Below are 19,262 nucleotides of genomic sequence, written 5' to 3'. Positions count from 1 at the left end.
TCCGACCCCGGCCGTCCGGCCCGGGTCCCGACGGGCGGCCGACCTCCGCGGCCGGCCGCCCGCGACCGAGAGGAGAACACATGACCGTCGAGACGACGCCCGAGAGCCCGGGGGCCGCGGTGCCCGAGGTGCCGGAGCCCGCTGCGTCCGTGACGCCCGACCTCGACCCGGAGGCGGGGCTGGCCACCGCCGAGTACGCCATCGCGACCATCGCGGCGGCCGGGTTCGCCGGGCTCCTCATCCTCGTGCTGCAGAGCGACACGGTGCGCGGGATGCTCGAGTCGATCATCAGCTCGGCGTTGACGGTATGAGCCCCCGCGACCGGTCCGAGCGTGGCGCGGTGACGGCCGAGCTGGCCGTCGGTCTTCCCGTCGTGGCGCTGCTGCTGGTCGCGGTGCTCACCCTCGTGGCCGCGTCCGCCGCACAGCTGCGTGCGGCGGACGCGGCGCGGGCGGGCGCGCGGATGGTCGCCGTCGGGGAGGACGAGGCCGCCGTCCGTGCTGCCGTGGCGCGAGTCGGCGGCGCCGGGGCCGAGGTGACGGTGATTCCCGAGGGCGACTGGGTGCGGGTCGTGGTCACGCGTCCGGTGGCCGGGGGCGTCCTGGCCGGGATCCCGCTGGAGGCGACCGGCGGGGCCGTCGCCTGGGTCGAGCCGTGACGGCTGTCGACCGCGAGCGCGGCGCCGGCACGGTGCTGGTCCTGGGTCTGGTCGCCGTCGTGCTGCTGTGCCTGACCGGGCTGCTGGCCCTGGTGGAGACGCAGCAGGCTCGGGCGGGAGCGCGGACGGCCGCCGACCTCGGCGCGCTCGCCGGTGCCGAGGCGCGCCGGTGGGGGTACGACGCCTGCCCGGTGGCCCGCCGGACGGTGGTGCACCACGGTGCCCGGCTCGCCCGCTGCGAGCAGCACGACGGCGGCGTCGTGGAAGTGGTCGTCCGGCGGCCCGTCAGCGGTCCCGGCTCCCGGTTCGGTCTCGGCGCCGCCACGGCGAGCGCCCGGGCCGGACCCGCCGGGGCGCCGCGGCGAGCGCGCCGGCGGGGTGCCGGCCGGCGAGGGTCAGGAGGGTTCGACCCGGAAGAGTCGCGCGCGCTCGGAGATCAGGCGGGCGCGGGCCAGGCGCGGCTTGTCCGACCCGTCGCGGATCACCGAACCGGAGGCCTCGAACTCCGCCAGGAAGTCCTGGGCCCAGGCGACGTCCGCCGGTGCCGGGGACAGGACCTCGTTGATGACCGCCGGCTGCTCCAGGTCGAGGCAGATGCGTCCGGTCATCCCCATCGCCACGGCGTCGCCGGACTGCTCGCGCAGGAGCGGGTGGCTGGACCCGACGGTCGGGCCGTCGATCGGTCCGGGCAGCTCGCCGATGCGGGAGGCGTTGACGAGACGCGACCGGGGGTAGGCCATCGCCAGCGGCTCGTTGGCGGCACCGGTGTCGCGGCGGTAGTCCCCGGAGCCGAAGGCGAGCCGGAACGCGCCCGGCGCGCGCGCGATGCGGACGGCGTCCTCGATCCCCAGGGCGGACTCCACCAGGGGGACGACCGGGACGTGGCCGCCCAGCCGCTGGACGGTGTCGACCACCTGGTCGGGGCTCTCGCACTTGGCGAGGATCACGCCGCACAGCCCCTCGGCGTCGCGGAACGCGGTCATGTCGTCGGCCCAGGCGGCCGCGCCGCGCTCGTTGACCCGCACCCAGGCGCGTCCGCCGGTGCGGAACCAGTCCAGCACCAGACGGCGGGCCTCGTCCTTGCGCGACTCGTCGACGGCGTCCTCGCAGTCCAGCACGAGCTGGTCCGCCCGGGACAGCTGCGCGGCGTCGAAGTCGTCGGCGCGCAGCGCGGACAGCAGCAGCCACGAGCGGGCGTTCGCCGGGTCGACACGGGTGTTCTCGCGCCGGTCACGGCGTGCGGTGAGTTCGTCCTCGGGGGTCACGCCTCGATCGTAGGGGGTCTCACGACGTCGGGGCGCCCGCCGGGGCGTGGGACAGCACGGCGTCGAGCAGTCGCACGGCCCCCCTCTTGTCGAGCGGGGAGTTCTCGTTGCCGCACTTCGGGGACTGCACGCAGGCCGGGCAGCCGTCGGCGCAGGGGCAGGCGGCCACGGCCTCCCGGACGGCCCGCAGCCACTGCGCCCCGAGCTCGTACCCGCGTTCGGCGAACCCCGCACCGCCCGGGTAGGCGTCGTAGACGAACACGGTCGCCTCGCCGGTGTCGGGGTGCCGGGCGGTGGAGACGCCACCCAGGTCCCAGCGGTCGCACGTCGCCAGCAGCGGCAGCAGGCCGATCGCGGCGTGCTCGGCGGCGTGCAGCGCGCCGGGTGCCGTCTCCTCGTCCACCCCCGCCGCACGCAGCACGAAGTCCGGCACCGACCACCACACGGCCGTCGTGCCCAGCGTGCGGGCCGGCAGGTCCAGGGCCTCGGTGTCCAGGACCTGCATGTCCGGGATGCGCCGGCGCTGGAAGCTGACGACCTGGCTGGTGACCTCCACGGGGCCGAGACCCCAGGTCACGGGTCCCCACGCGCGACCGCGGGCGGGTGGCGCGCCCTCGGGCGCGGGGTGCTCGGCGTCGCCGGGCTCGGCCAGGCTGATCTCCATCAGCTCGCGCGACCAGGTGGCGTGGTCGACGTCCCGGCGCGCGACGAGCGCCACGTGCTCGGCGAGGTCCAGGTGGTCGACGACGAACGTCACGCCCTGGTGCACGTAGACGGCGCCGTCGTGCACCTGACCGTCGGCGGACGCGGCGTCGACCGTCCCGAGGAGCCGACCCGTCGAGGCCTCGACCACCCGCACCGGACGTCCGCCGCTGCCGCGCAGGTCGGCCAGGTCGGCGGCGGGCTGGGCGTGCGTCCAGTACCAGCCGGAGGGGCGGCGCCGCAGCGCCCCGCGGGCCACGAGCACGTCGAGGATCTCGCGGACCCGGGCCGGGTCGCCGAACCGGGCCAGGCCCTCGCTGCGCAGCGGCAGCTCCTGCGCCGCCGCGCAGAGCTGGGGAGCGAGCACGTACGGGTTGGCGGGGTCGAACACGCAGGCTTCCAGGGGCGCGTCGAACACGGCCTCGGGGTGCGTGACGAGGTAGGTGTCCAGCGGGTCCTCGCGCGCGACGAAGGCCACCAGCCCGTCGGCGCCGGCCCGTCCGGCGCGTCCGGCCTGCTGCCACAGCGACATCCGGGTCCCGGGCCAGCCGGCGACGAGCACGGCGTCGAGACCCGAGATGTCCACCCCGAGCTCGAGGGCGTTGGTGGTCGCCAGGCCGAGCAGCGCTCCCGAGCGCAGGGCCTGCTCCAGCTCGCGGCGCTCCTCGGGCAGGTAGCCGCCACGGTAGGCGGCGATCCGGCCGGCCAGCTCGGTGGAGACCGGGCGCAGGTGGTCGCGGGTCTGCTGCGCCACGGACTCGGCGCCGCGCCGTGACCGCGTGAACGCCAGCGTCCGGGCCCCGTGCGCGGCGAGGTCGGCCAGGAGGTCCGCCACCTCGGCGGTGGCGGACCGGCGCGGGTGCTCGGCCTCGCCGGACGGGGTCAGGACGGCGTCGGCCTCGTGCGCCTCCCGGTCCAGGGGGTCGGGCAGTGCCCACGGGTCCGCCGCCGGGTCGAGGCCGTCGGCGCCGACCCGCTCCACGGCGGGTCCGGTGATCTCGGGCGGGCGCCACAGCGCCACGGTGCGCCGCCCCGACGGCGAGGAGTCGCGGGTGACGGCCGTGACCTGGTCCGGGTCGACGCCGATCAACCGGGCGGCGCTGACCGCCGGGTCCGCGGTCGTGGCGCTGGCGACGACGACGGTCGGGGCCGCGCCCCCGAGGTGCTCGACCAGCCGGGCCAGGCGTCGCAGCACGAGCGCGACGTGCGCGCCGAAGACGCCGCGGTAGGTGTGCCCCTCGTCGACGACGACGTACCGCAGTCCCCGCAGCAGCCGCGTCCACCGGCGGTGCTGGGGCAGCAGCGCGAAGTGCAGGAAGTCGGGATTGGTCAGGACGACGTCGGCGTGGTCGACGACCCAGCGCCGCTCCTCGGTCGAGGTGTCGCCGTCGCAGGTGGCGGTGCGCACGTCGCGGATGCCGGCGGCGTCGAGCAGCCCCGTCAGACCGGAGAGCTGGTCCGCGGCGAGGGCCTTGGTGGGCGACAGGTACAGCGCGGTGGCGCCCCGGTGCCGTGCCTCGATCCGTCCGGCGTCGGGCGTCGCGGCCCGCCGGGCGTCGCGGACGGCGGTCAGGGCGGGCAGCCAGAACGCCAGGGACTTGCCCGAGCCGGTCGAGGTGGCCAGCGCCACGTGCTCGCCGCGCCAGGTGGCCTCGGCCGCGGTGACCTGATGGGTCCAGGGCCGTTCGACCCCGAGCGCGCGGCACCCGGCGACGAGGTCGGGGTCGGCCCACGCGGGCCAGTCGGCGTGCTCCCCGGTGCGCGCCGGGAGGGTGCGCAGGTGCGTCAGGCGGTCGGCCCGGGCGCCGTGCGCGGTCAGCACGTCCACGAGGGGATGGTTGTCCCCGGGGACGGCGGCAGGGTCGCGGGACGGCACGCCGACAGTGTGGCACCCGCGGCCTGGTCGGTCTGTGCGGAGGCGTCCGGTTCGCCCGAGCACGGGTGCGTGGTGGCGGCGAGGGTTGTGTGAAGGAACACGGCGCGGGGCTGTTATCAGATCGTGATCATCGTTTCCTGGTCGCCATGACCACACCCCTTCGGCGGCTCGGCGCGACCGTGGCCGCGGCGACCGCAGTCGCCCTCGTCCCCGTCGCCGGCCTCCCGGCGACGGCCGCCTCGGCCGCCGCGGCGCCGTCCACCGCCACCGCGGCGCCCGCCGCCGTCGGCCCCGTGCCGACCGCCACCACGACGACGTACCGCTGGGTCAAGGCCGACCGTGCCCGCACGACGGTGAAGCGCAGCCCGAGCAGCCGGACGATCGCGCGCCCCGACGACGGCACCCGGCTCGTCGTGCTCGACCGGTACCCGAAGCGGCTCAAGGTCCGCCTCCCCGACGGCCGGGTCGGCTGGGTCGGCAAGAAGCGGGTCACGTCCGTCCCGCTGCGCGACATCACCGGCCGGACCTACACGACCAAGCGCTTGCGCGTCACGAAGGACATCCGCACGACGTCGCGCACGATCACCTATGCCGACCTCGGGACGCGCGTCGTCAAGCGCGCCCGCACGACGCAGCGCGACGTGGACCGGATCAAGGTGAAGCTGCCCGGCGGGCGCACCGGCTGGGTGCGCGAGGGACGCTTCACGAAGCGCGACGTGTGGGGCGAGCTCGCGCAGTGCGAGTCCGGGGGCCGGGTGCGCCTGAACACCGGCAACGGGTACTACGGGATGTACCAGTTCTCGTCCAGCACCTGGCGCGCCGTCGGCGGCTCGGGACTGCCGCACTACCACGGCGCGCAGGAGCAGACGAAGCGCGCGCAGATCCTCCAGCGGCGCGCCGGCTGGGGGCAGTGGCCGCACTGCACGAGCAAGCTCGGGCTGCGCTGAGCCACCCGCCCGGGCCGGGTCAGCGCACCAGCACCGCGCCCATCGCCCGCATCAGGTACCAGGGGTCGACGACGGCGGTCAGCTCGCGGGCCGAGTGCATCGACAGGATCGGCACGCCGACGTCGACGACCCGGATCCCGAGGCGCGTCGCCGTGATGGGGCCGATGGTCGAGCCGCACGGGATCGTGTTGTTGGACACGAACTCCTGGGTCGGCACCTCGGCCGCGTCGCACGCGGCCTGCCAGGTCGCGGCCCCGTGGGCGTCGGTCGTGTAGCGCTGGTTGGCGTTGATCTTCAGGATCGGGCCGCCGCCGGCGACCGGCTGGTTCGCCGGGTCGTGCCGCTCGGGGTAGTTGGGGTGCACGGCGTGACCGACGTCGGAGGAGATGCACAGCGACGCCGCGAGCGCACGGTGGCGGTCCTCGCCGCTCGCACCGAGCGACCGGGACACGCGGTCCAGCACGTCGGCGAGGAAGGGGCCGGCCGCGCCGGAGCGGGACTCCGAGCCGATCTCCTCGTGGTCGAAGGCGGCGACGACGGCCACCCCGGTGAGGGCGTCCGGCTCCGCCGCGAGCAGGGCGGTCAGGGCGGAGTGCGTCGAGAGCAGGTTGTCCAGGCGACCGGAAGCCCACAGGTCGCCGCGGGCCCCGAACGCCCGCGGCTCCTGGGTGTCGGCGACGACCACGTCGTACCCGAGGACGTCGGCCGGGTCCACGGCGCCGCCCGCGACGCGGGCGGCGAGCTCGCCGAGGACGTCGTGCTCGCTGACCTCGCCCAGCCCCAGCACGGGCTGGGTGTGGCGCTGCTTGTCCAGGGTGAGGCCGTCGTTGACGCTGCGGTCCAGGTGGATCGCGAGCTGCGGGATGCGCGCGAACGGCCCGGTGCGCACCAGGTGCTCGGCGCCGTCGCGGGTCACGACGCGTCCTGCCAGCTCGAGCTCGCGGTCCAGCCACGAGTTCAGCAGCGGGCCGCCGTACACCTCGACACCGGCCTGCACCCAGCCGCCGCGACCCGTGGTCGGCTTCGGCTTGAGCTTGAACCCGGGGGAGTCGGTGTGCGTGCCGAGGATGCTGAACGGCGTCCTTGGGCCCGCCGTCGGCGGGACGACGAACGCGATCGCGGACCCGTCCCGGACGACGACGTAGCGGCCGCCGGGCGTGACCTCCCAGACGTCGGTCTCGGTCAGGCGAGTGAACCCGGCCTCCTGCGCGCGGCGGGCCGTCTCGGCGGCCGCGTGGTACGAGGACGGGGACGCGCTGACGAACCGGCCGAGGTCCTCGGCGTGTACGCGGGCGGCGTCGGGGACGGTGCGAGTGGTGTCCTGCATGGTCCGCATCCTGCCACGGTGGCGGATGGCCGGATCAGAGGTGGCCGGCGAGGGTGGTCAGCGCGCTCGCGCCGACCAGGTCGTCGCCCAGCAGCGGCACCTCGTCGCGCGGCAGGTGTCCCAGGTGCTCACCCAGCGTGGCCAGGTGCGCCTCCTCGCCGACCCGGCGGGCGGCCAGCAGGTCCCCGGCGTCGGCCGGGGAGCGCTTGTTCACCACCAGTCCGCCGACGGGCACGCCGATGCCCTCCAGGGTGCCGACCAGCTCGACCGACTCCAGCACGGGCAGCCGCTCGGCCGCGAGCACGACGACGAACGCGCACCGGGCGGGGTCGGTGAGCACCTCGCGGAGCAGCGCGAACCGTTCCTGGCGACGGGTGAGCACCGCCCGGATCTCGGCGTCCCGCCGGGCGGCCTGCTCGGCGCGCCCGCCCAGCATCTGGGCCGCTGCGCCGAAGCGCTCGGAGCGCTCGCGGCGTCGCAGCAGCCCGTCGGTCCACGCGCCCATCGTCTCCGGCAGCGACAGCAGCCGGGTGGTGTGCCCCGACGGCGCGGTGTCGAAGACGACGAGGTCGTACTCCTGCGTCCCCTGTTCCACGAGGTCGGCGACGCGTTCGAGCACCGCCGCCTCGTGCATCCCGGGGGCGTCGCGGGCGAGGTCGAGGTGGCGGTCCACCTCGCCTCCGAGGTGCTCGGGCACCAGCCGCCGGAGGGTGGTGCGCACGGCCGACAGGTGCGCCGCCGTCGTCCGCTCGGGGTCGACCTCCACGCCGTCGAGGTGCCCATCGGACCCTTCGGCGAGCCGCACGACCTCGTCGCCCACCTCGCGGATCCAGAGGTGGCCGAGGTTGTGCGCCGGGTCGGTGGAGACGACGAGGACGCGTCGGCCCTGGCGCGCCTGGTGCAGGGCGACGGCGGAGGCGACGGAGGTCTTGCCGACGCCGCCCTTGCCGCCGAGGAAGAGCACCTGCCGCCGGGCGGCGAGGTCTAGCAGCACGAGACTCCCTCCAGCGGGGAACGGTCCATGCCGAGCCGCGTGTGCCACTCGTGCACGCGGTCGGCCAGCAGCGGCAGCAGCTCGACGGTGTAGTACGTGGCGGGGTTCGGCACCCCGAGCGCCTCGGCGAGGACGACGATCGTGAACAGGTCGTCCTCGTCGCGCCGGGCACGGGAGAGGGTGCGCCGGTAGGGCGCCTCGTAGAACTCCCGCAGCCCGGCGGACAGGGCGCTCAGGGTGCCGGCCACGTCAGGACTCCCGCGTGGTGGCGGTGGTCCCGGCGGACTGCCCGGCGGCCACCGGTTCGTCGGTCTCCGGGTCGAACTCGCCGCGGCGGGCGGCGATCATCGCACCCGTGGCCTCGACGGCGACCCAGGCCGAGGCCACGAGGATCACCACGTCGAGCCCGAGCAGGAACCAGTTCTGGTCGGCGTAGAACGTGCCGAGCTGCACGATCAGCGCGTACACGCTCATCGCCAGGACGAACACGAGCGGGACCAGCACGACCACGGGGTTGCGCTTCCGGCGCAGCAGCATCACGGCCACGATCGACAGCGTCAGGGAGGCCAGCAGCTGGTTGGTCGTGCCGAACAGCGGCCAGATGAGCAGGCCGCCCGCGCCGTCGCCGCCCGCGCTGAAGGTCAGACCGACCGCGACGACGAGCACGACGATCGTGGCCAGGCCCTTGCGGACCGTCACACCCATGACCTCGCCGGCCTCCTGGACCACGAAGCGCTGCAGCCGCACGCCGGTGTCCATGGTCGTCGCGGCGAACAGCACCGCCATCGTGGCCAGGATGGTCGCCGACAGCGACACGGGGAGGCCCAGGCCGGTGTTGACGATCGACGCGCCGCCGTCGATGAACGCGGAGACGCCGCCCTCGTTGAACGCCGAGTAGACGGCCTCCCAGTCGGCCAGCGTCCGGAACCCGGCGGTGGCGGCGATGATCGCACCGAGCGCCAGCAGGCCCTCGCCGACGGCGCCGAAGTAGCCGACGAACCGGGCGTCGGTCTCCTTGTCCAGCTGCTTGGCGGAGGTGCCGGAGGCGACCATGCCGTGGAACCCGGAGATGGCGCCGCAGGCGATCGTCACGAACAGCAGGGGCACCATGCTCGGCGTGCCCTCGGGCACGTTCTGGTTGACGGCGGGGGCGACGACGGCGGGGCTGGCGAGCAGCACCGACAGGTACAGGATGCCGAGGCCGATGAACAGCTGGACGCCGTTGATGTAGTCGCGCGGCTGCAGCAGCACCCACACGGGCAGCAGCGAGGCGATCCCGGCGTACAGGAACAGCGCCACGATCCAGAACGTCGCCGGGGACATGCCCAGCACGGAGTCGGGCAGCACGACGGGGAAGCGGTCGCCCAGCAGGATGAGCCCGTACAGGGCGGTCACGCCGATCAGGGTGGTGACCGGCAGGTTGATCTTCCAGCGGTAGATCATCTGGCCGATGATCGCGGCCACGGCGATGGCGCCCCAGACCGGGATCACCGAGGTCGGCGTGGAGATGAGCAGGTTCTTGATGACCGTCGCGAAGGCGGCGATCACCATGAGCAGCAGCAGGAAGATGACCACGAGGAACAGCGCCCGCCCCCGCGAGCCGATGTAGCGGCCGGACAGCATCCCCATCGAGCGGCCCTTGTTGCGGACCGAGGCCCACAGGGCGCCGAGGTCGTGCATCCCGGCGAAGAACACGGTCCCGAGGGTCACCCACAGGAACGCGGGCAGCCAGCCCCAGATCACCGCGACCGCGGGTCCGACGATGGGTGCCGCGCCGGCCACGGAGGTGAAGTGGTGGCCCCACAGGACGAACTTGTTCGTCGGGACGTAGTCGACGCCGTCCCGCATCTCGTGGGACGGCGTCCGGAAGTTCTCGTCGAGGCGGTAGATGTGGCGGGCCAGGAACTTCGAGTAGAGGAAGTACCCGGCGAGGACCATGGCGAGGCCCACCACCATCAGCACAAGGGAGTTCACGTGTGGCTCCGATCAGTCGTCATTGACGTCGTGGCCGGATCCTATGGCCGGACGGTGCCCCGGTCACCCACCATTTCGTGACAGGCATCACAGATGAGTAGACTCGCGCGCATCCCGTCGTCAACGGCGACGACGGGCTCTCACAGGCTTCCCGTGCGGTCACCGGCGACCGGGCGGGGCGTGGCAGAACGTCGAGGAGGACGGATGCTCACACTCGGGTCCGACAGTCTGACGATCGTCGCAGTCATCGCGGTGATCGCCCTGGCAGCGCTGGTCTGCGCAGGAACGCTGCGCCGCCAGGTCCTCGCGGCCGACGAGGGGACCGCCGCCATGCAGGACATCGCGCGTGGTGTCCAGGAGGGTGCCTCGGCCTACCTGAACCGGCAGTTCCGCACGCTGGCCATCTTCGCCGTCATCGTGTTCGCGCTGCTGTTCCTGCTGCCCGGCGACGGTGGGGTGCGCATCGGCCGTTCGGTCGCGTTCCTCGTCGGCGCGGGCTTCTCCGCCGCGATCGGCTACCTGGGCATGTGGCTGGCGGTGCGCGCCAACGTGCGCGTCGCCGCGGCCGCCGCCCTGCCCGGGGGCCGTGCGCTCGGCGCCCGGATCGCGTTCCGCACCGGTGGCGTCGTCGGGATGTCCGTCGTCGGGCTCGGCCTGCTCGGTGCGGCGGGGGTGGTCCTCGTCTACCGGGGCGACGCGCCCGCGGTGCTCGAGGGCTTCGGCTTCGGCGCCGCGCTGCTGGCGATGTTCATGCGTGTCGGCGGCGGCATCTTCACGAAGGCGGCCGACGTCGGCGCGGACCTGGTCGGCAAGGTCGAGCAGGGGATCCCGGAGGACGACCCGCGCAACGCCGCGACGATCGCCGACAACGTGGGGGACAACGTCGGCGACTGCGCCGGCATGGCCGCCGACCTCTTCGAGTCCTACGCCGTGACCCTGGTGGCCGCGCTCATCCTCGGCAAGGCCGTGATGGGGGAGCAGGGGCTCGTCTTCCCGCTGGTGGTCACAGCGATCGGTGCCTTCGTCGCCCTGCTGGGCGTCCTCATCACCCGCGTCCGCGGTGACGAGTCCGGGCTTACTGCCATCAACCGGGGCTTTTACATCTCCGCGGTGGTCGGGGCGGCGCTGGCCGCCGTCGCAGCCTTCGTCTACCTGCCGGACAGCTTCGAGGGCATGGGCGGCACAGCCGACCTCGCCGGCGTCACCTCCGACCCGCGCGTGGTCGCCTCGCTGGCCGTGCTCGTGGGCATCGTCCTGGCCGGCATCATCCTGTGGATCACCGGGTACTTCACCGGCACGGACTCCAAGCCGACCGAGCACGTGGCCGCGACCTCCCGCACCGGGGCGGCCACGGTGATCCTGTCCGGCATCGGCGTCGGCTTCGAGTCCGCGGTGTACACCGCCGGCATCATCGCCGCCGCGATCTGCGGCGTGTTCCTGCTGGCCGGCGGGTCGATCTGGTTGTCGCTGTTCCTCGTGGCGCTCGCGGGCTGCGGTCTGCTCACCACGGTCGGGGTCATCGTCGCGATGGACACGTTCGGGCCCGTTAGCGACAACGCCCAGGGCATCGCCGAGATGTCCGGCGACGTCGACGAGCAAGGTGCGCAGACGCTGACCGACCTGGACGCCGTCGGCAACACCACCAAGGCCATCACCAAGGGCATCGCCATCGCGACCGCCGTGCTCGCCGCGACGGCCCTGTTCGGCTCGTACGCCGACGCGGTGGAGACGGCGCTCGGCGGCGTGGTCGTGGCCACCGACGGACTCGTGGCCTCGATGCTCAGCTACGAGATCATCTCCCCGGTGACCCTCGTGGGCGTCATCCTCGGCGCGGCCACCGTGTTCCTGTTCTCCGGGCTGGCCATCGACGCGGTGACGCGGGCGGCCGGTGCGATCGTGTACGAGGTGCGCCGCCAGTTCCGCGAGCACCCGGGCATCATGACCTACGAGGAGCGCCCCGAGTACGGCCGCGTCGTGGACATCTGCACGAAGGACTCCCTGCGTGAGCTGGCCACCCCCGGCCTGCTGGCCGCGTTCGCCCCGATCGCGGTCGGGTTCGGGCTCGGCGTCGGTCCGCTGGCCGGGTTCCTGGCGGGCACCATCGGCGCCGGCGTGCTCATGGCGATCTTCCTGGCGAACTCGGGTGGTGCCTGGGACAACGCGAAGAAGATCGTCGAGGACGGTGCCTACGGCGGCAAGGGGTCCGAGGCGCACGCCGCGACCGTCATCGGTGACACCGTCGGGGACCCGTTCAAGGACACCGCCGGACCGGCGATCAACCCGCTGATCAAGGTGATGAACCTCGTGTCGCTGCTCATCGCCCCGGCGGTGGTCATGCTGTCGGCCGGTGAGGACGCGAACCACACGCTGCGCATCGCCATCGCCTGCGTGGCGGCCGCCATCGCCATGGGTGCGGTCGTGCTGTCGCGGCTGCGGGCAGCCCGCGTCGACGGGGAGACCTCGGACGTCGAGGAGAAGCCGGCACCGGTCTCGTCCCGCTGACGATTCGTGCGCCGACGCTGCCGGTCGCAAGGCTTCGGTCCTGCGGCCGGCAGCGTCGGCGTCTCGGGTACCTCGCAGAGGCGGAGGAGCCCAGAGGTCATCTGCCCGACGGTGACACGTGCCGGCGTCCCGACCGCATCGTTTGGTGCGTCGACGCCCGCGAAGGCGGCGACCACCATCGAGCAGAACCCCGTGGCCGGCCGACGGGAATCGCCGGTGCCGCCGACGCCCGAGCGTTGACAGAAATATTCGCGAAGGCGAAACTTTCTGTCATGGGCGGGTTCATGGCGGTCTCGGAGGCCGCTGAGAGGCTCGGCGTCTCGGTGCGGCAGGTCCAGAACCTGGCGACCCGCGGCGAGCTGCGGAAGGTCGCGCGCGGCCTCGTCGATGCGACCTCCGTCGAGAGGCACCTGGCCGTGCGCATCGACTCGCACACGCGCGCGTGGTCGAGCTCCACGGCATGGGCGGCGATCTCGCTGCTGGAGGGCGACCAGCCGGACTGGCTGGGCGTGAGCCAGCGGTCACGGTTGGCGAAGCGTCTTCGCGAGATCTCCGTGGACGAGCTGATCGAGAGATCGCGGGGGAGAGCTCAGGTCTTCCGGTACGCCGCGCACTCCAGCGCCCTGCGTCACCTCCGGCACGAGGTGGTGCACAAGCGAGAGGCCGAGTCGCGCCTCGGGCTGGCGTCCTCCGATGCCGTCGACGGCTATGTCGCGGAGTCGGCTCTCGGTGGCCTCGTCGGTCGGTACGGACTTGCCCGGGACGACGACGGACTTGTCACGCTGCGGGCCACGGCCATGAGGCTCGACGTGGTCCGCCGGCTCGCCGACCGGGGTCCTCTGCTGGCCGCCGTCGACCTGGCGGAGTCCCTCGACGTGCGGGAGCGCAGTGCCGGGCGCGACGCGTTGGAGCGAGCGTTGGGGGAGTACCGTGCCTGATCGTCCGCTGCTCGACATCCCCAGCCCGCCCGGTGGGTGGGGTCCACCGTGGTGCAACGTCGCCGAGCTCGCCGCGGTCCTGCCGGGTGACCGGTGGACGCTCGTCGGCGGTCTGATGGCCCAGCTCCACGGTGTGCATCAGGGGATCGGCATCGTGCGCCCGACGAACGACGTCGACATCATCGTGCATGTCGAGACCACCCCTGGCGTCGTCGCGGAGACAGCGCGTGCCCTCGAGTCGATCGGCTACGGGTTGGTGACATCCATCGACGAGCGCAACACGACGGCTCACCGATTCCGGCGGAGCGAGGACACGGTCGACGTCGTCACGGCAGGCGACGACGTCGTCGACGTCCTGATCGCCGACCATGCTCCACCTCGTGTCGTGGAGCCGTTGCGGGGCCGAGACATGGTGGCGATCGAGGGCGGGACGCAGGCACTGAGGCGGACGGTCGACGCCCGCCTCACCATCGGCACCGAGGGGTCGACGACGATCAGCGTCCCGTCGGCGATCGGCGCCACGATCCTCAAGGCCGCCGCCTACCGCACCGACTCCCGGGACACGGGACGACATCTCCAGGACGCGGCGCTCCTCCTCGCCTGCATCGAGGACCCCTTCGTCGAGCGCGAACGGTTCGCGGGGTCCGACCGCTCAAGGATCCGGACACTGGCACGAGCCCTCCCCGACGGCGCCCGTGAGTGGCGTCTCCTTCCCGAGACACGCCGGAACGACGGTCAGGCCGCGCTCCGCATCCTCGCCGCCGACCCGCCGGCGACCTGACACGACGCTCGCAGCAGCCGCATCTCCCCGGAGGGAGGACGACAGGCATGCGCTGCATGCCTGTGACGACGGTGTTCGCAGGTCAGAGCCCGACGCGCCCGTCGATGCACTCGCGCAGCAGGTCGGCGTGACCCATGTGCCGCGCGTACTCCTCGACCATGTGGATCACGACGTCGCGCACCTCCACGGTGCCGTCGTCGAACGGCACCTCCCGGTCGAGGTCCTCCTCGATCATCAGCTCGTCGGCCGCGTCGACCGCGGCGTGCCACGCCTCCCAGGCCTCCGCCACGGCTTCCGGCGTGCCGACCGCCTCGTCGAACTCGACGTCCTCGACGCCGGGCCGCTCGAACGGGGCGTCCGCCGTCGAGCCGCCGAGCACGCGGGAGAACCAGTGGTGCTCCCCGTTGGCCAGGTGGCGTACGAGCCCGAGCAGGGAGAGCGACGAGGGGTAGACGCTGCGCCGCGCCAGCTGGTCGGCGTCGAGACCCTCGCACTTCATCACGAGGGTCATCCGGTAGCGGCAGAGGTACTCCCAGAGCGTCTCCTTCTCGCCGACCGGATCGATACCGGTGGCGCGCGGATCCTTCTCGGGTGCTACCCACATGCCCGTCGTCGTCGATGTCACTCGCACAATCTGGCGGTCAACCGGGTCCCAGGTCAAGGTCACCAAGGCAAGGATCGGGCAACTCGATCTCGGTGCCCGGGGGTCACCCGGTACTGTTCGCCGACATGAGGCCGACCGACGTGCACCACGACGTCCCCGATCCGGACGGGGACGACGCGGGGCAGCACGGCGGCCCGGAGGTCCCGGTGGCCCCGCCCTGGGCCTCTGCGACCGTCGGCACCGACGTGCCGGCCCTCGACGACGTGCTGGGTGGCCGCTCCGCAGCGGGGCCGCAGTCGTCCTCCCCGGGAGGGGAGAAGGGCACGCGGCGCGGGAAGCGTGGCGGGGCCGGGGGTCGCGGCAAGCGCGACGACGCGGCCGCTCAGGGGTCCGGGGGCCGCCGGCAGCGGGCCGCCGACGCCGGTCGGGACGCCGCGGACAAGGTGGCCCATCGTGCCGCCGGGATGAGCCGACGCGGGGTCGTGCTGGCCAGGAGCCGTCCCGGCGGCCGGTTCGCCCGACGCAGCTCCCTGCTCGTCGTCACCGCCGCCGCGCTGATCGCCGGCGTGGGCGCGGGTGCCGGGTTCGACGCCGTCAGCGGGCCGGGCGGAGGATCCGAGGCGAACGCCACCTTGCTGACCACCGCGCCCGAGACCTGCGCGGCGGCCCAGGTCGCGTGGTCGCGTGCCGCCGCCGCCCAGGTGCAGATGGACCTCGAGTCGCCGAAGTCGCTGCGCACCGGCTTCGTCGCGGCACGCAACGCTCTCACGGGCCTGACGCCTCCCGCCGAGGTGGCCGCCGACTGGTCCACCGTCGCGACCTACGTGACCGTCGTGGCGGACGCGGCGGAGGAGGCGGAGGCCTCCGACGTCGAGGCGGCCGTCGCGGGCGCGATGGCCGAGCTGGACACGGCCGCCATGGCGGCGGCGTCGGAGCGGGTCACGAAGCATCTCGCCTCCGACTGCGGGGCGACGGACGGGTGAGGTCCCGGACGGCAAAGCCACCGTCTGATCGTCGTCCGCCGGGTCCGGCCCGGCTTGCCGGGAACGCCCGGAAGGTCGCGGGCGCGGCGCCCACGCGCGGCGCGCCCGATTTCCGCACGGCCCCGGGCGTGGGTCACCATGGGTCGATGCTGACCACCCGTCGACGTTCCCGCCGAGCCGCCGCCACCGCCGCGGCGACGCTCGCGACCGTGCTGGCCGCCGGTGCCTGCAGCGGCGGCGAGGAGTCGGACGGGTCGGCGTCGGCCGAGCCCATGCCCGCCATCTCGATCGGTTCCGACCTCGTGATGAGCAACGGCGACGACGACGGCGACGACGAGTCCCCCGCGCCCTCCCCGTCGGTGGACGAGGAGTGCCTGGAGCTGCAGCTCGTCTGGGCGGAGACCAACCGCGCCATCACCGGCATCGACGAGCAGCACCCCCGGGCGCTGGTGTCCGGCTTCCGGGAGGCCTACCGGGCGATCTCGTCGGTCGAGGCGCCCGACGTCGAGGGCTGGGCGGGGATGACCAGCTACCTGGACAGCGCCGTCGACGCGCTCGCCGACGTCGACACCGACGACGCCGACGAGGTCGCCTCCGTGATGACGCTGACCTTCTCGGAGGCCGACACCGCCCGAGCGGCCGTCGCCCACGACCAGGTGACCCAGTACCTCGACGGCGGGTGCCGCGGGTGACGGTTCCGTCGGCGTCCGGCGACCCGGCCGCGCTGCGGTCGGCGCTGGAGCGGGTGGACTACACCGTCGACGGGGTCGAGGACCTGCTCGGCCCGCTGGCCGCCGCGGCGCTGCACCGCGAGCAGACCGTCCCCGCGGACCGTGTCCTCGCCCGGCACGCGGCAGACCCGCGGGCGGCGCTGGCCCGGCTGTTCCTGCTCGGCCGGGAGGTCACGCGGGGTGCGATCGACGCGGCCCTGCCCGGCGTCGGCACCTCCGGCGCCCAGGCCCTGGGTCTGGTCGAGGCCGCGGGGTCGGGTGCCGCGGACGCGGTCCGGGCCCTCTGCGATCTGCGTCCCTATGCCGCCACGGACGCGGGCGGTCCCGTGCAGTGGTGGCTGGCCAGCGACCTCGGCGAGCTCGCGACCGGACGTCGGCTGGCCGCCGACCACGTGCTCGGTGCGGGCGGGGCGTCGACGACGCTCGCCCAGGTGACGGTCCGTACCCCGGTCTCGCGCGTGCTCGACCTCGGGACGGGGTGCGGCATCCAGGCGCTGCACGCGGCCCGGCACGCCGAGGCGGTGGTGGCCACCGACGTCTCGCAGCGCGCTCTGGGTTTCACGCGGTTCAACGCGGCGCTGAACGCCCCCGGGGCCGACCTCGACCTGCGGGCCGGCTCGATGCTGGACCCGGTGCGGGACGACCGCTTCGACCTGGTGGTGTCCAACCCGCCGTTCGTCATCACCCCGCACGCGGGCGCGGCGGGTGCCGTCGTCTCCGAGACGTTGGGCGCCTTCGAGTACCGCGACGGCGGTCGGGCCGGCGACGACCTCGTGCGCGACCTGATCACCGGCGTCGGCGAGGTGCTGTCCCCGGGCGGTGTGGCCCAGATGCTCGTCAACTGGGAGCGCCGTCTCGGCGAGCCCTGGACCGACCGGGTCGGGGCCTGGCTCGACGCGTCCGGTCTGGACGGCTGGGTGATCGAGCGGGAGCTGCTCGACCCCGCCGAGTACGCCGAGACCTGGATCCGCGACGGCGGCACGACGCCGGACCGGGAGCCCGAGGCCTGGGCCGCGGCCTACGGTGCCTGGCTGGACGACTTCGCCTCCCGGGACGTCGAGGGCGTCGGCTTCGGCCTCGTCACGCTCCGGCGGCCCGCCGCCGACGACCGCCCGACGTTGCGGCGCCTGGAGGAGCACCACGGTGCGCTGCGGCAGCCGCTGGGCGGGCACGTCGCGGCGTCGTTGGCCGCGCACGACTGGCTGGCGGTGCGCTCGGACGCCGAGCTGGCCACCGAGCGGCTCGTCGTGGCCGGCGACGTCACCGAGGAGCGGTACCTCACCCCGGGCGCGAGCGACCCGAACGTGGTGATCGTGCGCCAGGGCGACGGGCTGGGCCGCGGTGTCCAGGCGTCCACCGGCCTGGCGGCCTTCGTCGGTGTCTGCGACGGCGAGCTGACCGTCGGCCAGATCCTGGGCGCGCTCGGCGCCCTGCTCGAGGTGCCGGCGGACGACCTCGCCGCCGAGCTGCTGCCCGTCGTGCGCGACCTCGTGCGCGACGGGTTCCTGGCCCCGGCCCCCGCCGGCTGATCCGCCGCGACGGCCGGTCAGCCGATGACGACGGCGGACTCGGGCCGCCGGTAGAGCCGTCGGCGCTCGCGCAGCGCGAGCCCGGTGCCCAGCGTGATGGGGCCGAGGCGTCCCAGGAACATCAGCAGGGCCAGCAGGCACTGGTGCCACGGCTCCAGGTCGCCGGTGATGCCGGTGGACAGACCGGTGGTGCTCAGCGCCGAGACGACCTCGAACAGCACGCGGTCCAGCGGGACCACCTCCGGCGGCACCGTGACGGTGATGGCGAGGGTCGTGACGACGACGGCGGCCATCGCGACGAGCGCGACGGTCCCGGCCTGGCGCTGGGTGAAGGGGGCGAGCCGCCGGTCGAAGGCGGTCACGTCGGGGTCGCCGCGCAGCTCGGCCCACAGGACGACGGCCAGCACCGCCAGCGTGCCGACCTTCACCCCGCCGGCGGTGCCGCCGCTGCCGCCCCCGATGAACATCAGGATGTCGGTGAAGAACCACGACCCGTGGTTCAGGCCTTCGGTGTCGATGCTGTTGAACCCCGCCGTGCGCGGCATGACGGCCTGGGTGAAGGCGGCCAGCATCTTGCCGGGGACGTCCAGCGGGCCGAACGTGCGCGGGTTGGCCCACTCGACGGCCAGGAAGAACAGGGTGGCGACGGCCAGCAGCACGGCGGTCATGAGGAGCGTCAGGCGGGTGTGCACGCTCCAGCGCCCGGGGCGGCGCAGCAGCAGCACGGGGCGGTCGCCGGAGGTGGTGCGCCGGGTGAGCTCGACGAGGACCGGGAACCCGATGCCGCCGATGATCACCGCCGCGCTGATCGGCAGGCAGACCCAGGGGTCCGCGACGAACCGCATCAGCGAGTCGCCGTACAGCGAGAACCCGGCGTTGTTGAAGGCCGACACGGAGTGGAACAGGCCGGACCAGGTGGCGTGGGCGACGGACTCGCCGTAGCCGATGCGCAGCCGGAGCGTGATGACCGTCGCCACGAGCACCTCGGCGATCACGGTGAACTGCAGCGCGCCGATCATCACACGGCGGACCTCGCCGAGCCCGATGGTGTGGGTCGACTCCGCGGCCACGAGCCGGGTGCGCAGCCCCATGCGCCGGGACAGCAGCAGCCCGAGCAGGCTGGCCACCGTCATCACGCCGAAGCCGCCGATCTGGATGAGGACGAGGATGACGGCCTGCCCGAACGGCGACCAGAAGGTCTCGGTGTCGACGACGACGAGCCCCGTCACGCAGGCGGCCGAGGTCGCGGTGAAGAACGCCTCGACGACCGAGGCGGTCCGCCCCGTCGCGGCGACGGGCAGGCTCAGCAGGAGGGTGCCGGCGGCGATGGCGCCGAGGAAGCCGGCGGCGACCACTCGCGCGGGCCGTCGGCGCAGGCTCGCCGGGGAGACCTCGGGGGAACGGCGGCGGTCGGCCAGGAGCCGCAGGATGCGTGACTGCACGAAGGACAA

General features: G+C 73.9%; 17 protein-coding genes and 1 pseudogene. 10 read left to right on the top strand and 8 right to left on the bottom strand.

Translation table 11 applies throughout. The features are described from left to right. Positions 1-80 precede the first annotated feature (80 nt). The 3 genes and pseudogenes from Q6349_RS02225 to Q6349_RS02215 form a co-directional block, all read left to right on the top strand. Positions 81-311: a DUF4244 domain-containing protein gene (locus tag Q6349_RS02225; protein WP_304602671.1), complete on the top strand. Its 231-nt coding sequence runs from the start codon at positions 81-83 to the stop codon at positions 309-311. Between the two features lie 29 nt (positions 312-340). Beyond that, positions 341-658: a TadE family type IV pilus minor pilin gene (locus tag Q6349_RS02220; RefSeq protein ID WP_304602670.1), complete on the top strand. Its 318-nt coding sequence runs from the start codon at positions 341-343 to the stop codon at positions 656-658. Continuing rightward, a pseudogene (locus Q6349_RS02215) lies at positions 655-993 on the top strand (Rv3654c family TadE-like protein); the annotation flags it as partial. The gene Q6349_RS02220 and the pseudogene Q6349_RS02215, both read left to right, overlap by 4 nt. A 60-nt stretch (positions 994-1,053) precedes the next feature. Here Q6349_RS02215 and Q6349_RS02210 read toward each other — a convergent pair. After that, positions 1,054-1,923 (bottom strand): CoA ester lyase, encoded by an 870-nt coding sequence (locus Q6349_RS02210; RefSeq protein ID WP_369810797.1) that lies wholly within the window; start codon positions 1,921-1,923, stop codon positions 1,054-1,056. A gap of 19 nt (positions 1,924-1,942) precedes the next feature. Further along, positions 1,943-4,501, bottom strand: coding sequence for a DEAD/DEAH box helicase (locus Q6349_RS02205; protein WP_304602669.1), 2,559 nt, complete (start codon positions 4,499-4,501; stop codon positions 1,943-1,945). 146 nt (positions 4,502-4,647) lie between these two features. On the opposite strand from Q6349_RS02205, the gene Q6349_RS02200 reads away from it, so the two are divergent. Then, the gene (locus Q6349_RS02200; RefSeq protein ID WP_304602668.1) at positions 4,648-5,448 is read left to right on the top strand and encodes a transglycosylase family protein; all 801 of its coding nucleotides are present in this window, start codon (positions 4,648-4,650) and stop codon (positions 5,446-5,448) included. Positions 5,449-5,467: 19 nt separating this feature from the next. Here the strand turns inward: Q6349_RS02200 and Q6349_RS02195 are convergent, their stop codons facing one another. From Q6349_RS02195 to Q6349_RS02180, 4 genes are read right to left on the bottom strand one after another with little or no spacing between them, the layout of a single operon-like run. Next, a complete protein-coding gene (locus Q6349_RS02195; RefSeq protein ID WP_304602667.1) occupies positions 5,468-6,775 on the bottom strand; it encodes a M18 family aminopeptidase in 1,308 nt (435 codons plus the stop codon). Positions 6,776-6,809: 34 nt separating this feature from the next. Continuing rightward, positions 6,810-7,769, bottom strand: a complete 960-nt coding sequence (locus tag Q6349_RS02190) for an ArsA family ATPase (RefSeq protein ID WP_304602666.1) — start codon at positions 7,767-7,769, stop codon at positions 6,810-6,812. After that, entirely contained in the window at positions 7,760-8,017 is a 258-nt protein-coding gene (locus tag Q6349_RS02185; protein ID WP_171246506.1) for a cory-CC-star protein, read from the bottom strand. The genes Q6349_RS02190 and Q6349_RS02185 overlap by 10 nt, the downstream gene beginning before the upstream one ends. A gap of 1 nt (position 8,018) precedes the next feature. Beyond that, complete coding sequence (locus Q6349_RS02180; RefSeq protein ID WP_304602665.1) at positions 8,019-9,743, bottom strand: carbon starvation protein A; 1,725 nt, start codon at positions 9,741-9,743, stop codon at positions 8,019-8,021. Between the two features lie 204 nt (positions 9,744-9,947). On the opposite strand from Q6349_RS02180, the gene Q6349_RS02175 reads away from it, so the two are divergent. From Q6349_RS02175 to Q6349_RS02165, 3 genes are all read left to right on the top strand, one after another. Further along, a complete protein-coding gene (locus Q6349_RS02175) occupies positions 9,948-12,245 on the top strand; it encodes a sodium-translocating pyrophosphatase (RefSeq protein ID WP_304602664.1) in 2,298 nt (765 codons plus the stop codon). Between the two features lie 272 nt (positions 12,246-12,517). Beyond that, entirely contained in the window at positions 12,518-13,183 is a 666-nt protein-coding gene (locus Q6349_RS02170) for a hypothetical protein (protein ID WP_304602663.1), read from the top strand. Further along, entirely contained in the window at positions 13,176-13,964 is a 789-nt protein-coding gene (locus Q6349_RS02165; RefSeq protein WP_304602662.1) for a nucleotidyl transferase AbiEii/AbiGii toxin family protein, read from the top strand. Before Q6349_RS02170 ends, Q6349_RS02165 begins: the two co-directional genes overlap by 8 nt. A gap of 82 nt (positions 13,965-14,046) precedes the next feature. Here Q6349_RS02165 and Q6349_RS02160 read toward each other — a convergent pair whose 3' ends face one another. Beyond that, positions 14,047-14,568 carry a DinB family protein gene (locus Q6349_RS02160; protein WP_171246501.1) on the bottom strand — a complete coding sequence of 174 codons (522 nt, stop codon included), beginning with the start codon at positions 14,566-14,568 and terminating at the stop codon, positions 14,047-14,049. 125 nt (positions 14,569-14,693) lie between these two features. Here Q6349_RS02160 and Q6349_RS02155 point away from each other — a divergent pair, with 125 nt between their 5' ends. The 3 genes from Q6349_RS02155 to Q6349_RS02145 all read left to right on the top strand — a co-directional run bounded on the left by Q6349_RS02155 (position 14,694) and on the right by Q6349_RS02145 (position 17,811). After that, positions 14,694-15,551, top strand: coding sequence for a hypothetical protein (locus Q6349_RS02155; protein WP_304602661.1), 858 nt, complete (start codon positions 14,694-14,696; stop codon positions 15,549-15,551). Positions 15,552-15,697: 146 nt separating this feature from the next. After that, positions 15,698-16,243 (top strand): hypothetical protein, encoded by a 546-nt coding sequence (locus tag Q6349_RS02150; RefSeq protein WP_304602660.1) that lies wholly within the window; start codon positions 15,698-15,700, stop codon positions 16,241-16,243. Continuing rightward, positions 16,240-17,811: a methyltransferase gene (locus Q6349_RS02145; RefSeq protein WP_304602659.1), complete on the top strand. Its 1,572-nt coding sequence runs from the start codon at positions 16,240-16,242 to the stop codon at positions 17,809-17,811. The genes Q6349_RS02150 and Q6349_RS02145 overlap by 4 nt, the downstream gene beginning before the upstream one ends. A gap of 17 nt (positions 17,812-17,828) precedes the next feature. Here Q6349_RS02145 and Q6349_RS02140 read toward each other — a convergent pair whose 3' ends face one another. Beyond that, the gene (locus Q6349_RS02140; RefSeq protein ID WP_304602658.1) at positions 17,829-19,253 is read right to left on the bottom strand and encodes a TrkH family potassium uptake protein; all 1,425 of its coding nucleotides are present in this window, start codon (positions 19,251-19,253) and stop codon (positions 17,829-17,831) included. Between the last annotated feature and the right edge of the window lie 9 nt (positions 19,254-19,262).

It is taken from the genome of Isoptericola sp. 178, from assembly GCF_030586525.1.
Classification (GTDB): Bacteria; Actinomycetota; Actinomycetes; order Actinomycetales; family Cellulomonadaceae; genus Isoptericola; species Isoptericola sediminis.
The sequence above is the reverse complement of the archived record's forward strand: the minus strand, read 5'-3'. Positions and strand labels throughout refer to the sequence as shown.

What these genes read in the sequence shown, in the direction of transcription:
- Q6349_RS02175 (WP_304602664.1), top strand. Translation starts at nt 9,948, where the DNA reads ATGCTCACACTCGGGTCCGACAGTCTGACGATCGTCGCAGTCATCGCG.
- Q6349_RS02155 (WP_304602661.1), top strand. Translation starts at nt 14,694, where the DNA reads ATGAGGCCGACCGACGTGCACCACGACGTCCCCGATCCGGACGGGGAC.
- Q6349_RS02200 (WP_304602668.1), top strand. Translation starts at nt 4,648, where the DNA reads ATGACCACACCCCTTCGGCGGCTCGGCGCGACCGTGGCCGCGGCGACC.
- Q6349_RS02160 (WP_171246501.1), bottom strand. Translation starts at nt 14,568, where the DNA reads ATGTGGGTAGCACCCGAGAAGGATCCGCGCGCCACCGGTATCGATCCG.
- Q6349_RS02150 (WP_304602660.1), top strand. Translation starts at nt 15,698, where the DNA reads ATGCTGACCACCCGTCGACGTTCCCGCCGAGCCGCCGCCACCGCCGCG.
- Q6349_RS02225 (WP_304602671.1), top strand. Translation starts at nt 81, where the DNA reads ATGACCGTCGAGACGACGCCCGAGAGCCCGGGGGCCGCGGTGCCCGAG.
- Q6349_RS02195 (WP_304602667.1), bottom strand. Translation starts at nt 6,775, where the DNA reads ATGCAGGACACCACTCGCACCGTCCCCGACGCCGCCCGCGTACACGCC.
- Q6349_RS02170 (WP_304602663.1), top strand. Translation starts at nt 12,518, where the DNA reads ATGGGCGGGTTCATGGCGGTCTCGGAGGCCGCTGAGAGGCTCGGCGTC.